The sequence below is a fragment of the Streptomyces sp. B21-105 genome (assembly GCF_036898465.1).
Lineage (GTDB): Bacteria > Actinomycetota > Actinomycetes > Streptomycetales > Streptomycetaceae > Streptomyces.
Window position 1 is genome coordinate 481118 of sequence record NZ_JARUMJ010000001.1, and the last position, 13761, is coordinate 494878.

The following is a 13761-nucleotide window of genomic DNA, read 5'->3' on the forward strand; positions in this document are numbered from 1 at the left end:
GAACTGTGAACGACCTGTGCGTCAGCCGCCTCCCGCCCGGCCGACGCGAACCGACTTGCCGGAAAGGCTTGCGTCGACCGCCGCCGTACCCGTAGACATTCCTTCACGAACGTCCGTCACTCTGGGGGGAGTTGACGTTGGAAGGCACCATCGACGGGTTCCGGTACGGGGCGGTGACCCCGGTGGCCGCCTACGTGATGGCCTGCCTGGGCGGAGCCCTGGGGCTGCGCTGCATCGTGCGGACACTGCTCAACCCCGCGTCGTTCAAGCCCGGATGGCTGGCGCTGGGCGCCGCGTCGATCGGCTGCGGCATCTGGACCATGCACTTCATCGCCATGATCGGCTTCCAGGTAGCGGAGACCCGGGTCGGCTACCACGTCGGCCTCACGGTCCTCAGCCTCGCCGTGGCGGTCGTGGTGGTCGGCGTCGGCGTGTTCATCGTGGGCTACCGCGGCGCCGGCCGCACCGCGTTGTCCCTCGCGGGCGCCGTCACCGGTCTCGGGGTGGCCGCCATGCACTACCTGGGCATGGCCGCGATGCAGCTCAACGGGGAGGTGTCGTACGCCCCGTTGACGGTGGCGCTCTCCGTGGTGATCGCTGTCATCGCCGCGACCGCCGCCCTGTGGGCGGCGGTCACGATCCGCGGTTTCCTCACCAGCCTGGGCGCCAGTCTGGTGATGGGCCTGGCCGTGTCGGGCATGCACTACACGGGCATGGCCGCGGTCAGCGTCCACGTCCACGACACGACGGCGTCCTGGAGCGGCGACACGGCGACCTCGCTGCTGCTGCCGATGCTGCTCGGTCCGGTGATCTTCCTGCTGCTGGCCGGTGTGGTGGTGATGTTCGATCCGCTGCTCGTGCTGGGCGACGGCGAATGGAACCGGTCCGCCCGGGCGGACCGGACCGACGCGCCGGTGGAACCGGCCGAACGCCCGGCGACCGCCCGGTCGTGGAGCCGCGAGTGAGCGGTCCCGCACGGCCGCCGCGGACGACGTCGCCGCCGGTCACCCGGCTGCCGCCGGTCCCCCGACTGCCGTCGTGCTGCGGCGCATTGCTACGGTTCAGCGGTGTCTGACTCCTCACGCGATACCGCCGAAGGCGCCGGCTGGGGCGGTGCCGACCGAGGCGCGTACCGGCAGCTCATGCCGGGCCGGGTCGAGAAGATCTCGTGGCTGAACCCCCGGCTCCTGTGGGCCGCCCGCAACGGCGTGCTCGCCTCCTGGTTCGGCGACCCCACGGGCCGTACCCGCAGCCGCCTGGTGGCGCAGCGCACGGCGGCCGGCGCACCCGCCGACAAGGTGATCCGGCGCGCGGACCCGGACCGGTTCTCCTTCATGGTCATCGGCGACACGGGTGAGGGAGACGATCCCCAGTACGCCGTGGTGCCGGGCTTTCTGAGGGCGAGTCAGGGCACATCCTTCGCCGTCCTGGCCAGTGACGTCATCTACCCGGTCGGCAGCGCCGACGACTACGGCCCCAAGTTCTTCCGTCCGTACCGCGACTACCAGGCCCCCGTCTACGCGATACCGGGCAACCATGACTGGTACGAGGACCTCGGCGCGTTCATGCGGGTCTTCTGCGGCGACGTCCCGGCCCTGTCCGCCGAGCCCGCCGCACGTCCCCTGACCCGTGCCTGGCTGCGCTCCCTGCTGTGGCACCGGCCGCGCGCACACGACGGACGACGGCTGGACGAGGCCCGCGCGTTGCGGTCCGGGGCGGTGCAGCAGGCCGTGCAGCCCGGCCCGTACTGGGCGATCGACGCGGGCCCCGTGCGGATCATAGGCATCGACACCGGACTCCTCGGCGGCCTCGACGCCGAACAGGGCGCCTGGCTGCGCGAGGTGTCCCGGGGCCCGCGGCCGAAGATCCTCGTCACGGGCTCGCCCCTGTACGTCGACGGCGAGCACCACCCGTGCCCCGTCGAGGGGGGCGGCACCGTCGACGACATCGTGAGCGCGCCGGAGCACCGCTACGTCGCCGCGATAGGCGGCGACATCCACAACTACCAGCGCTACCCGGTGCGTCTGGCGGACGGCCGGACCCTGCAGTACGTCGTCGCCGGCGGCGGGGGCGCCTTCATGCACGCCACGCACACCATTCCACGGGTCTGTGTCGCCGGCGTCACCGAGCAGGACTTCCGCTGCTATCCGCTGCGCGGCGACTCCCTGGCCTTCTACAGCAGGCTCTACGGGCGGCGGCTGCGGCTGCGGCGCTTCTTCGCCCTCACCGAGGAGGAGGGGCAGGCCGTCGTCGCCGAACGCCTAAGCATCCCGCCCACCCGCACGCCGGGTCCGCAGGTCCGGGTGACGCGCCGGATCCGGCTGCTGGCCGGCCTGCTGGGGACGGGGAGCCGCCCGGAACGCCGCAAGCGGTTCCGGCTGCCGGTGCGCAAGATCTACACGCAGTTGTTCTCGCCGGGCTCGGCGACATACAGCCCGCCGTTCTTCAAGTGCTTCCTGCGGCTGGACGTCACACCGGATTCGGTGCGGCTGCGCTGCTTCGCCGCCACCGGAAACCTCGCGCAGGAACTGGACCCGCCGGTCGAGGACGAGATCACCATCCCGCTGGCCTGAGGCCGCCGCCTGCGACAATCGGCGCACCACCGCCGAGCGGCCGCGCACACCGTCGGACCATGGAGGAGCCCCCGTGTCGTCGACCCCTCGCCCCTTGCGCAAGCTGGGCTTCCTCACCATCGGGCTGTTCGACGCGGACGATCCGGGACGGGGTCACGAGACCACGCTCGAGGTCATCGAGCTCGGCGAACGGCTCGGCTTCGACAGCGCCTGGGTGCGTCACCGTCATCTGCAGTACGGCATCTCCTCCCCCGTCGCCGTCCTGGCGGCCGCCTCGCAGCGCACCCGGCGCATCGAACTCGGCACCGCGGTCATCCCGCTGGGCTGGGAGAACCCGCTGCGCCTCGCGGAGGATCTGGCCACCGTCGACGTCCTCTCCGGGGGCCGGCTCAACCCGGGTGTGAGCGTCGGCCCACCGATGCACTACGGCCAGGTCAAGGAGGCCCTGTACCCGGACACCGCGGACGCGGAGGACTTCGGCTACGAACGGGTGCGCCGGCTGCTGGACTTCGTGCGCGGCAAGCCGGCCACCGACTTCAGCGGGGTGGAGGGCTTCGAGGCCACGCGGCGGCAGGCGCATACGGAATACAGCTCCGATGTGGTGCAGCCGCACTCCCCCGGTCTCGGCCGCCGCCTCTGGTACGGCGGGGGCAGCCTGAGCTCGGCGCGGTGGGCCGGGGAGCACGGCTTGAACTTCCTCACCAGCAGCGTCGTCAAGGCCGAAGGCCCGGACGACACACGGGACTTCGCCGAGATCCAGCTCTCCCACGTGCGGGCTTTCCGCGCAGCCCACCCCGACGGCGCGGCGGCCCGTGTCTCGCAGGGTCTCGTGGTCGTCCCCACCGACTCGGCCTCGCCGCAACAGCGTGCGAAGTACGAGGAGTTCGCGGCGAAGCGGCTCCCCCGCACGACCTCGCCGCAGGGGCCGGCGAGGCTGCTCTTCGCGCCGGACCTGGTCGGCACGTCGGAGGAGATCGCCGAACGCCTGCACGCCCACGCGGCGTTCCCCGAGGTCGACGAGGTCGCCTTCGCCCTGCCGTTCACCTTCGGGCACGAGGACTACGTGCAGATTCTGACCGACATGGCGACTGAGCTCGGCCCGGCCCTGGGGTGGCGGCCCGGCGCGAGCGTCTGAGGGCGCTCACCAGAGGCCGGGCTCGGTTCCCGTCACCGCCCGCGACGGCTCGCCGTCCACCCCGACGGGGATGTCACCGGTGAGCATCACCCGGTGCATGGTGCGCTCGAAGCCCAGATGCGCGTTGTCGCTCGGCGCGAGGTGGATGGTGGCGCGGTTGTCCCAGAAGGCCACGCTGCCCGGTTCCCAGCGGAAGCGGACCGTGTACTCGGGGCGGGTCGCCTCCTCCAGCAGCATGTCCAGGATCGCCCGGCTCTCCGCGCGGGAGAGATCGGCGATCTGCTCGAGGTAGTAGCCGTTGACGTACAGCACCCGCTCGCCGGTCTCCGGGTGGACGCGTACCAGGGGGTGGACGGAGGCGACCTGGTGGTCGAGCAGGTGGCGGACGTAGGCATCGTCGCCGGGGCGGGGCTGGTAGCCGACGCCGAGCCGGTGCTCGGCGCGCAGCCCGGCCACGAACTCCCCTACCGGCGCGGAGAGTCCGGCGTAGGCCGCGGCGAGGTTGGACCAGGTCGTGTCGCCGCCGTAGGGCGGCACGGTCTCGGCGCGCAGGATCGTCGCGGCCGGCGGGTCGATACGGGCGCCGTGGTCGCAGTGCCAGCCGCGCAGCAGGGTGTGCCGTCGGCGCCGGAGCCACTCCTCGTGCTCCATGCCGAACCTGCCGCCCAGTTCGAGCCGGTCGGCGGTCGTCTCGATCTCCGGGAAGTCCGGCGGTGAGGCGCTGCCGCGCCGGCGCGGTACGACGGGTTCGCCGAACCGTCGGGCGAACGCGACATGCGCCGTGTGGTCCAGGCGCTGCCCGCGGAAGAACACCACCTTCCAGCGCAGCATCGCCGCCCGGATCGCGGCGGTCTGCGCGTCGTCGAGGCCTGCGGCCAGGTCGACGCCGTCGATCTCGGCGCCGATGTGCCCGGCGACGGGTCGCACCCGCACGCCGGCCGCTCTCGCGGCCTCATCGCCCGTCCGGCTGTCGAAGTCCGTCGTCATGCCCGCTCCGCTCGTCGTCGGCTACCGCTCCAGGGAAGATCGTGACAGCGAAACAGCGGTGTGGCGACAGTGCCCCGGACCGGACCGGACCCGGGCGGGACGGGGCGGACGGCGGGCCGGCTCCGGTTGATCGACCCGGCCCCCGTCCGTGAGGCTGGGGGGAGCACGCACGACCCGGTCGAGGGAAGGCTCCATCGTGATCGACATCCCGGAGTACACGCTCAACGACGGCACGACGCTCCCCGCCCTGGGGCTGGGCACCTGGCCGATGGACGACGCGGAGGCGACGGAGGCGGTGGCCGAGGCGCTGGAACTGGGCTACCGCCTCGTCGACACAGCGACGAACTACCGCAACGAGACGGGTGTCGGCCGTGGTGTCGCCCGGGCCGGGGTGCCGCGCGAGGAGATCGTGGTGACGACCAAACTGCCCGGCCGCCATCACGGGTACGAGGAGACGCTCGCCTCCTTCGAGGAGTCCCGCGGGCGGCTCGGGCTCGACTATGTGGACCTGTACCTGATCCACTGGCCGCTGCCCCGGGTCGACAGGTTCGTCGACTCCTGGCGGGCCATGATCAAGCTCCGCGACGACGGCCTGGTCCGGTCGATCGGCGTATCCAACTTCACCGCCGCGCATCTGGCGCGGCTGGAGAAGGAGACCGGGGTGCTGCCGTCCGTCAACCAGATCGAGCTGCACCCGCTCTTCCCGCAGGACGAGCTGCGCGCCTTCCACGAGGCGAAGGGCGTCCGCACGCAGAGCTGGAGCCCGCTGGGCCGTGGCTCCACGCTGCTGGCGGACCCGGCCGTCGTCATGGTCGCCGAGGCGCTGGGCGTGACCCCCGGCCAGGTGGTGCTGCGCTGGCACCTCCAGCTCGGCGCGGTCCCCATCCCGAAGTCCTCCAGCCCCGAGCGCCGGCGCGCCAATCTCGACGTCGTCGGCTTCGAGCTCAGCCCCGCGCAGATGGCGGCCGTGGCCGGCCGGGCCCACCGGCGGCTCGGCGGCGACCCCGAGGTCCACGAGGAGTTCTGAGCACGTACATCCGCCCCCGACACCCGCCGCACCCCGCACGGGGCGAGCCGGGCGGAGCTCACCGCCCCGGGCGGGAGGTGGTCGGCTGTGTCAGCCGGGGTCGAGCGACTGCTCCGCCCAGATCGTCTTGCCCCGGTCGGTCTGCCGGCTGCCCCAGCGCTGGGTGAGCTGCGCGACGAGCAGCAGGCCGCGTCCGCCCTCGTCGAAGGCGTGGGCGCGGCGCAGATGGGGCGAGGTGGAGCTGCCGTCGGAGACCTCGCAGATGAGGCTGCGGTCGCGGATCAGACGGAGCTGGATGGGCGTCGCGCCGTAGCGGATGGCGTTGGTGACGAGTTCGCTGACCACGAGTTCGGTGACGAAGGCGGCCTCCTCCAGACCCCAGGCGGTCAGCTGTTCGGTGGCGGCCTGCCGGGTCTCGGCCACATGGGCGGGATCCGGGACGACGTCCCAGGTCGCCACCCGGTCCGCGCCGAGGGCGCGGGTGCGGGCGAGCAGGAGGGCGACGTCGTCGCCGGGCTCCTCCGGCAGGATCGCCTTGAGCACGCTGTCGCAGAGCGCGTCGAGCGAGGCGGTGGGCGCGGTGAGGGCGCTGCACAGTTCGCCGGTGGCACGGTCGACGTCACGGTCGCGGCCCTCGATCAGGCCGTCCGTGTAGAGGGCGACGACCGAGCCCTCGGGCAGTTCCAGCTCGACGGCCTCGAAGGGCAGGCCACCCACGCCGAGTGGAGGGCCCGGCGTCATACGGACCAGCTGCGCGGTGCCGTCGGGCAGGACGACGGCGGGCGCGGGATGGCCTGCGGCGGCGACGGTGAGGCGGCGGCTGACGGGGTCGTATACGGCGTAGAGGCACGTGGCGCCGAGTTCGGCGACGTCGTCGCCGCCTTCGTCGTAGGCCGCCAGATGGGTGACGAGGTCGTCGAGATGCGTCAGCAGTTCGTCGGGCGGCAGATCCACGTCGGCCAGGGTGCGCACGGCCATGCACAGCCGTCCCATGGTCGCCGAGGAGGGGATGCCGTGTCCGACGACGTCCCCCACGACCAGGGCGACCCGGCTGCCGGACAGCGGGATGACGTCGAACCAGTCGCCGCCGATGCCGGCCGTGGAGCCGCTCGGCAGATAGCGGTGGGCCACCTCGACGGCGGCCTGGCCGGGCAGGCCGCGGGGCAGCAGGCTGTGCTGGAGGGCGAGGGCGGTGGTGCGTTCGCGGGCGAAGCGGCGGGCGTTGTCGATGCAGACCGCGGCGCGGCTCGCGAGTTCCTCGGCGAAGACGGCGTCGTCGTCCTCGTAGTCGTCGGGATGGGCGATGCGGACGCCGACCAGGACACCCAGGGTGGTGCCGCGGGCCCGCAGGGGCACCGAGATCACCGAGTGGACGCCGCTGCGGAAACGGCGGCCCTCGGGAGCGCGCGCGTTGCGTTCGACGAGCCAGTGCATGAAATCGGGCTCGCCCGCCTGGATGCGCACGGCACGTCCCTCCCGCAGGGCGCGGGCGGGCGGGCTGAAGGGCGGATGGACGTCGGTCTCGCCGAGCCGGACGGCGGCCTCGGGGGTGCCCTCGTGGGCGGAGCCGTGGGCGACCCGGCGCAGCACGACCTCGCCGGTCGGAACGGGTGGCGGCTCGTCGGCGCCCAGCACCCAGTCCAGGAGGTCGACGCTGACGAAGTCGGCGAACCGGGGGACGAGGAGCTCGACCACTTCCTCGGTGGTGCGGACCACGTCCAGGGTGGTCCCGATGGAGGCCGCGGCCTCGTTCAGCAGGGTCAGCCGCTGGCGGGCCAGGTACTGCTCGGTGCTGTCGAACGCGGCCAGAGCGACCGCCGTGACCGCGCCGGACGTGTCCTTCACGGGCCACATCTCGGTGGTCCAGGCGTGCTCGCGGTTGAGGGAGGGGGCCCCGGTGAAGCTCTCGTAGCGGATCGGGCGGCCGGTCTCGGCGACGTGGCGCAGGTGCCAGTTGAAGCCCCGGCTGTGCACGGCCTCCTCGACGGTGTCCGGGAAGTGGCGGCCGAGCAGGACGTCCTCGGAGACGCCCATGACCTTGCAGGCGACGTCGTTCAGCCGCAGATAGTGCTGCTGGGGGTCGAAGACGGACATCGACATGGAGGCCTGCTGGAAGGCCCGCCCGGCCAGCGTCGGCTCGGGGACTGCGGGCCGCTGGGCGCTGAGGGTGTACCCGGTGCGCAGGCCGTCGGGGCCGAGCACCGGGCAGGCCGTGACGGTGAGGGTGACGGGGTGGCCGTCGCGGTGGCGCACGACGACCGGGCCGGTCCACTCGCCGTCCGCGCGCCGTGGCAGCTCCTCGGCGAGCAGGTCGACCGCCGTCCGGCCCACGGCCTCCTCGGCCGGATGGCCCGTCAGCAGACGGGCACCCTCGCTCCAGGCCGTCACGATGCCGTCGGCATCGATGACCGCCGCAGCGACGACTTGCTCCATGTCGTCCAGAATGGTCCCTTTGGCCCGGCGCATCAACCGCGACGGGCCGGTGGGACGGGACGGCCCCGGCGGCCTTCCGCCCCGGGCCCCGGCGCTCGCCCGCACCGCCTGTGCCGTCCGTACCGCTTGTGCTACCCGCGCCGCCCTCAGCGTGAAGGCGGCCCGGCGCGCCCCGCCGCCCCGTCGGCTCCGCGGGCCCTGTCAGGCCCGGCGGGCGCGCAGCGCGTCGAGGGCGCGGTCGGCGTGGGTGTTCATGCGCAGTTCGCTGCGCACGACCTCCAGGACGGTGCGGTCCTGCCCGATGACGTAGGTGACCCTCTTGTTCGGCGCCAGCGAGAAGCCGCGCTTCACACCGAACCGCTCCCGCACCGCCCCGTCCTCGTCGGACAGCAGCGGCATGCCGAGGGTGTGCCGGTCGGCGAACTCCTGCTGGCGGTCGACGGAGTCCCCGCTGACGCCGACGGGCTGCGCCCCGACGGCGGCGAACTCCGCGGCGAGGTCGCGGAAGTGGCAGGCCTCGGCCGTGCAGCCCGGGGTCAGGGCGGCGGGGTAGAAGAAGAGGACCACCGGCCCGTCGGCGAGCAGCCCGGTCAGGCTGCGCAGGGTGCCGGTCTCGTCCTTCAGGGCGAAGTCCTCGACGAGGTCGCCCGTCTCCGGAGCCTTGCTCATGCCTGTCCCTCCGTGCCGTTCGCGACGCTGCGGGCCCACATCACGAGCGGGGCCTGCAGCGGCAGCCGCCCGACGGCGGCGGCCTTGAGCGCGGTGGGACGGTGCCGCCAGTCCCACGCCATCTTGACGTTCGCCGGGAAGACGCCGACGAAGAACGCGGCCGTGGCGAGCGCCGCCGCCTTGCGGGTCCGCGGCAGGGCCACTCCCGCCGCCAGGGCCAGCTCGGCCACGCCGCTGGCGTACGTCCAGGCCCTGGGCGAACCGGGCAGCGCGCGCGGGACGGTCGCGTCGAAGGAGCGCGGCGCGGCGAAGTGCGCGACACCGGCGGTGGCGAGCAGGCCCGCCAGCAGCAGGGGTGAGCGTTCGGACCTGGACACGGTTCCTCCTCGGACGACCTGGCGGCCGACATTACTGGACGGTAGACCGTGGTCCGGCATCGGGGTCACCGAAGCGCGGCACCCCAACCGGCCCTGGCGAGAACGAGGTTGACGGCCGGGCCAGGTGCGCGCCCAAGGGGAGCCCGGCACGTCGGCCCTCGGCACGCCTCCCAGCCGGTTCCCGCCGCCGCCGGGCCGGTCGCGCGCCCGGGCGTCAGGCGCGCAGGGCCTGTCCGGACTGTTCGCTCTCGTCGTCGGCGGCGTACGAGAGGAAGTCGTCGGCCATCCGGTGGAAGAGGGCGGCGAGGCGGCCCAGGTCCTCCCGGTCCCAGTCGCTCAGCGCCAGCTGCAGCCCCCGGGCGCCGGCGTCACGGACCCGGGCGACGGCGGCGCGGCCGGTCTCGGTGAGCTGGATGCGCTGGGCGCGGCGGTCGTCGGGGTCGGGCACCCGGGTGACGTATCCGGCCTTCTGGAGCTGCTGCACGGTGCGGGTCACGTGGGAGGCCTCGACGCCCAGGCGCTGGGCCAGCTCCCCCGGCCGCTGCGGCTCGGATTCGGCGACCTGCCGCAGCACAGCCACGGCCGCGCGGTCCAGGGGGATGCCCGCGATCGCCATGAGCCGGTCGTGCGCGCGGGCTCGGGTGCTCAGATAGGTGACGCGAGTGAGCGCACGCTCGATCTCGATCACCTCCGGGGACGCGACGGAAGGCGGCTGGAGCGGTTCGGTGGGCATGGGATCCACTTTACCATATTGTTGCGTAACTCAAGTAAATGTGCGCGGGCGGGAGCTGGAGACGGGCTCCGCGCGCGGGACAGCGATCCCCTCGATCCCCCTTGACCCCCAGCGACCGGCCCGGCGCCGGCGCAGCGCCGTTCGGGCGAAACCGGCGCGGCTTTCGCGTGCGGCGGTCCGTACGCGTCCACACCTCACCCGTGAGCCTCCCGCGCATCGCCCCCATGCTCGCCACCCCGGGCCGGCTGCCGCCCGCCGCCCAGGACGCCCGGTGGGCCTACGAGACCAAGCAGGACGGCCAGCGAGCCGTGGCGTACCTCGCCGGCGACGGGAGCATCGTCCTGCGGGCCCGTTCGGGTGAGGACATCACCGGCGCGTATCCGGAGCTGTGGCCGCTGGGCGAGGCGCTCGGCCGCACGCCGGCGGTGCTGGACGGGGAGGTGCTCGCCCTGGACGAAGGGGGCCGCGCCGACTTCCAGTTGCTGCAGTCCCGGATGGGGCTGGTGCAGGCGCCGGGGAAGGCCGCGCGGCTGGCCGCGGCGGCGCCCGTCCACCTGGTCCTGTTCGACGTGCTGCATCTCGGCGGGCGCTCGCTGCTGCCCCTGCCGTACACCCGGCGCCGGGCCCGCCTCGAGGCGCTCACGCTGGACGGGCCCTGCTGGTCGACGCCCGGCGCACTGGTGGGCCACGGGCGCGAGGCCCTGGAGGCGACCCGGGCGCACGGCCTCGAGGGACTGGTCTGCAAACGGCTGGACTCCCCCTACGAGCCGGGTGTGCGCTCCCGGGCGTGGATCAAGATCCGGAACATGCGTGTCGCGGACGTCCTGGTGGGCGGCTGGCTCCCCGGCAAGGGCCGGCTGACCGGACTGCCCGGCGCCGTCCTCGTCGGGCAGCGCGCCGCGACGGGGCTGCGCTACGTGGGCGGGGTGGGCACCGGCTGGAGCGAGGCCGAGCGCGCCGAACTCGCCGCGCTGCTGCGGGCCGCCGCGACCGACGCCTGCCCCTTCGACGCCGTGCCGCAGGCGCCGGGCGCGCACTGGGTCGTGCCCCGACTGGTCGGCGAGGTCCGCTACAGCACCCGTACCCGGGCCGGGCTGCTGCGCCAGCCGTCCTGGCTGCGGCTGCGACCGGACCTGACGCCGCAGGAGTCGGCGGCCGATCTTCCGGACACTTCCGCCTGACCCGCACCGGACGCCCGGCCGCGCGGCCGTCCTCCGCCACGAACACCTTGCGCACCTCTTGGCGCGGAACTCAAAACCGAGGAAGCTGAACTCCCTTTTCCCCCACAGCCGTTCGGCTGCGCCCGCATACCGAGGGAGAACTCCGTGCCGTCACGCAGATTCAAGGCCCACCGCGGGAGATGGCTCACCGGACTCGCCGGTGCCGCCGCACTCGTCCTCGCCGTCCCCGCCACCGCGTTCGCCGCGCCTCCCCCGGCGCTGCCGCAGAACGCCGAGGCCGGCGAACTGGCGTACCAGCCCGCCTTCGACTACGACACGGACGGGTGCTACTCCACCGCCGCGATCGGCCCGGACGGCACGGTCAACGGCGGGCTGAAGCCGACGGGCGCGCTCAACGGCAACTGCCGCGACGCCTCCGACCTCGCCTCCACCAACGCCTATTCGCGCCACAAGTGCGACAACGGCTGGTGCGCCTACCTCTACGGGCTGTACTTCGAGAAGGACCAGGCCCTCCCGGGCGTCAGCCTCGGCGGGCACCGGCACGACTGGGAGCACGTCGTGGTCTGGGTGCGAGACGGCCTGGTCCAGTACGTATCGACGTCCAACCACGGCTCGTTCACCGTGCACGCGGCGTCCTCGGTGCGTTTCGAGGGCGCCCACGCGAAGGTCGTCTACCACAAGGACGGCATCAGCACGCACTGCTTCCGGACCGCGGGCTCGGGCGACGAGCCGCCGGAGAACCACCGGGGCACCTGGCAGTACCCGCCGCTGGTCGGCTGGAACGGCTACCCGGCGGGCCTGCGCGACAAGCTCGCCTCCTACGACTTCGGCAGCGCCCACTTCGGCCTGCGGGACGACAGCTTCGCCGGTCACCTGACGAAGGCCCTGCCCCCGGGGATCGCCTTCGACCCCGACGCATAGGACGTTTCGAAAGTCCCCCGACAGGGTTCGGCCCCGGATGTGGCGTCCGGGGCCGTCCGGGCGGGCATGATGACCGGATGGATCTTCATGAGGAACTCCCCACGGTGGTATCCGCGCAGGCGCCGCACGCCCCCGCCCGGCATCCGATGAGGGCGGACACGGCCGAGGGGACGGTCAGGTGATCGCCGCCCGGGTGCGGCACGCCGAACGGGCCGATCTGCCGCGGGTCGCCGAACTCACGGCCCAGCACGCCGAGTACGAGCGGGCCGACCCTCCGGTGCCCGACCTCGCCCAGCGCCTCGCGGGACTCCTCTTCGACGCGACGCCGCCCCGCCTTTGCTGTCTCGTCGCCGAACTGCCCGACGGCGAGATCGTCGGCTACGCCACCTGCGCGCCCGAACTCTCCACCTGGGAGGGCCGCGAGTACCTGCACATGGACTGCCTGTTCCTGACGCCCGACCGTCGGGGCCTGGGCATCGGCGCCCTGCTGATGGACGCGGTCGCGGCCGAGGCCCGCAGCAGAGGACTGGCCGAGGTGCAGTGGCAGACGCCCGTCTGGAACGAAGGGGCGATCCGCTTCTACGCCAGGCGCGGCGCCCTCGGCGCGGACAAGCGGCGCTTCAGTCTGCGGGTGAACCCCTGACGCCGGGCGGAGCCGCCGGGCGAAACCGCGAGTTTAGCGGGGCATGAGCCGTGAGGGTCTATCGTGTCCCGCATGTCCGTTCCGGAACTGATCCGCATCGTCTCCCGCGACTCGCCCATGGCATTGGCCCAAGTGGAGCGGGTGCGTGCGGAGTTGACCACTCTCCACCCCGGTGTGCGCACCGAGGTCGTACCCGTGAGGACCACCGGCGACAAGTGGATGGGAGACCTGTCCCTGGTCGAGGGGAAGGGCGCGTTCACCAAGGAGGTCGACGCCGCACTGCTGGCCGGCGAGGCCGACCTCGCGGTGCACTGCGTCAAGGACGTCCCCGCCGACCGGCCGCTGCCCGCGGGCACCGTGTTCGCCGCGTTCCTGCGGCGCGACGACATCCGCGACGCCCTGATCCACCCCGGCGGCCTCACCCTGGACGAACTGCCGGACGGGACGCGCGTCGGCACCTCGTCGGTGCGCCGGATCGCCCAGCTCGCCGCCACCCACCCGCACCTGGAGTGCGTGCCGTTCCGCGGCAACGCCAACCGGCGCCTGGAGAAGCTCGCGGCGGGCGAGGCGGACGCGCTGCTGCTCGCGGTCTCCGGCCTGGAGCGCATCGGCCGGTGCGACGTGATCAGCGAGGTGCTGTCGACGGAGACGATGATGCCGCCGATCGGCGCGGGCATCCTCGCCCTGCAGTGCCGCGAGGGCGACGCCGACCTCATCGACGCGGTGAGCGGACTGGGCGATCCGGCCACCCACCGGGAGGCCACGGCGGAACGGATGTTCCTGCATGTGCTCCAGGGGCACTGCAACAGCCCGATCGCGGGCTTCGCCCGGGTGGACCGTAGCGGTGAACTGTCCCTGCGGGCCTGCGTGTTCACTGCGGACGGCAAGACCCGGCTGAACGCCCACGAGTGGGCGGGCCGTCTCGACCCGGCGACGCTCGGCACGTCGGTGGCGGTGGCGCTGCTGCGCCAGGGCGCCCGGGAGATCATCGACGGCATCCCGCACTGACCGCACGACGACCGGAGCGCGGGAGACGGCCGAAGCGCGGCACGGGGGCGGCGGCCGGAGCGGAGGGCTGCGGC

13 protein-coding genes are annotated in these 13761 nt (G+C 73.2%); 8 read left to right on the forward strand and 5 right to left on the reverse strand.

What is annotated here, in order from left to right:
• Window positions 1–137 precede the first annotated feature (137 nt).
• The 3 genes from QA802_RS01935 to QA802_RS01945 all read left to right on the forward strand — a co-directional run bounded on the left by QA802_RS01935 (window position 138) and on the right by QA802_RS01945 (window position 3708).
• Window positions 138–965, forward strand: coding sequence for an MHYT domain-containing protein (locus QA802_RS01935; RefSeq protein WP_334517625.1), 828 nt, complete (start codon window positions 138–140; stop codon window positions 963–965).
• Between the two features lie 102 nt (window positions 966–1067).
• Window positions 1068–2573 (forward strand): metallophosphoesterase family protein, encoded by a 1506-nt coding sequence (locus QA802_RS01940; protein WP_334517627.1) that lies wholly within the window; start codon window positions 1068–1070, stop codon window positions 2571–2573.
• 73 nt (window positions 2574–2646) lie between these two features.
• On the forward strand, window positions 2647–3708 hold the full coding sequence (locus QA802_RS01945) for an LLM class flavin-dependent oxidoreductase (RefSeq protein WP_334517629.1): 1062 nt from the start codon (window positions 2647–2649) through the stop codon (window positions 3706–3708).
• Between the two features lie 6 nt (window positions 3709–3714).
• On the opposite strand, the gene QA802_RS01950 is transcribed toward QA802_RS01945, so the two are convergent.
• The gene (locus tag QA802_RS01950) at window positions 3715–4695 is read right to left on the reverse strand and encodes a TauD/TfdA dioxygenase family protein (RefSeq protein WP_319171555.1); all 981 of its coding nucleotides are present in this window, start codon (window positions 4693–4695) and stop codon (window positions 3715–3717) included.
• 196 nt (window positions 4696–4891) lie between these two features.
• Here QA802_RS01950 and QA802_RS01955 point away from each other — a divergent pair, with 196 nt between their 5' ends.
• Window positions 4892–5722 (forward strand): aldo/keto reductase, encoded by an 831-nt coding sequence (locus tag QA802_RS01955; RefSeq protein ID WP_334517632.1) that lies wholly within the window; start codon window positions 4892–4894, stop codon window positions 5720–5722.
• A 90-nt stretch (window positions 5723–5812) separates the two neighbouring features.
• Here QA802_RS01955 and QA802_RS01960 read toward each other — a convergent pair whose 3' ends face one another.
• From QA802_RS01960 to QA802_RS01975, 4 genes are all read right to left on the reverse strand, one after another.
• On the reverse strand, window positions 5813–8155 hold the full coding sequence (locus tag QA802_RS01960) for a SpoIIE family protein phosphatase (RefSeq protein ID WP_334517634.1): 2343 nt from the start codon (window positions 8153–8155) through the stop codon (window positions 5813–5815).
• Window positions 8156–8356: 201 nt separating this feature from the next.
• Window positions 8357–8824 carry a peroxiredoxin gene (locus QA802_RS01965; RefSeq protein WP_306955162.1) on the reverse strand — a complete coding sequence of 156 codons (468 nt, stop codon included), beginning with the start codon at window positions 8822–8824 and terminating at the stop codon, window positions 8357–8359.
• Window positions 8821–9201 (reverse strand): DoxX family protein, encoded by a 381-nt coding sequence (locus QA802_RS01970; RefSeq protein WP_306955161.1) that lies wholly within the window; start codon window positions 9199–9201, stop codon window positions 8821–8823. Before QA802_RS01970 ends, QA802_RS01965 begins: the two co-directional genes overlap by 4 nt.
• A 214-nt stretch (window positions 9202–9415) precedes the next feature.
• Window positions 9416–9934, reverse strand: coding sequence for a MarR family winged helix-turn-helix transcriptional regulator (locus QA802_RS01975; RefSeq protein WP_334517640.1), 519 nt, complete (start codon window positions 9932–9934; stop codon window positions 9416–9418).
• A gap of 200 nt (window positions 9935–10134) precedes the next feature.
• Between QA802_RS01975 and QA802_RS01980 the strand changes: the two genes are divergently transcribed.
• From QA802_RS01980 to hemC, 4 genes are all read left to right on the forward strand, one after another.
• The gene (locus QA802_RS01980; protein ID WP_334517641.1) at window positions 10135–11115 is read left to right on the forward strand and encodes an ATP-dependent DNA ligase; all 981 of its coding nucleotides are present in this window, start codon (window positions 10135–10137) and stop codon (window positions 11113–11115) included.
• A 144-nt stretch (window positions 11116–11259) separates the two neighbouring features.
• Window positions 11260–12036: an NPP1 family protein gene (locus QA802_RS01985; RefSeq protein WP_334517642.1), complete on the forward strand. Its 777-nt coding sequence runs from the start codon at window positions 11260–11262 to the stop codon at window positions 12034–12036.
• A gap of 178 nt (window positions 12037–12214) precedes the next feature.
• The gene (locus QA802_RS01990; RefSeq protein WP_319171546.1) at window positions 12215–12679 is read left to right on the forward strand and encodes a GNAT family N-acetyltransferase; all 465 of its coding nucleotides are present in this window, start codon (window positions 12215–12217) and stop codon (window positions 12677–12679) included.
• Window positions 12680–12751: 72 nt separating this feature from the next.
• The gene (gene hemC, locus QA802_RS01995) at window positions 12752–13687 is read left to right on the forward strand and encodes a hydroxymethylbilane synthase (RefSeq protein WP_334517645.1); all 936 of its coding nucleotides are present in this window, start codon (window positions 12752–12754) and stop codon (window positions 13685–13687) included.
• Window positions 13688–13761: the final 74 nt, after the last annotated feature.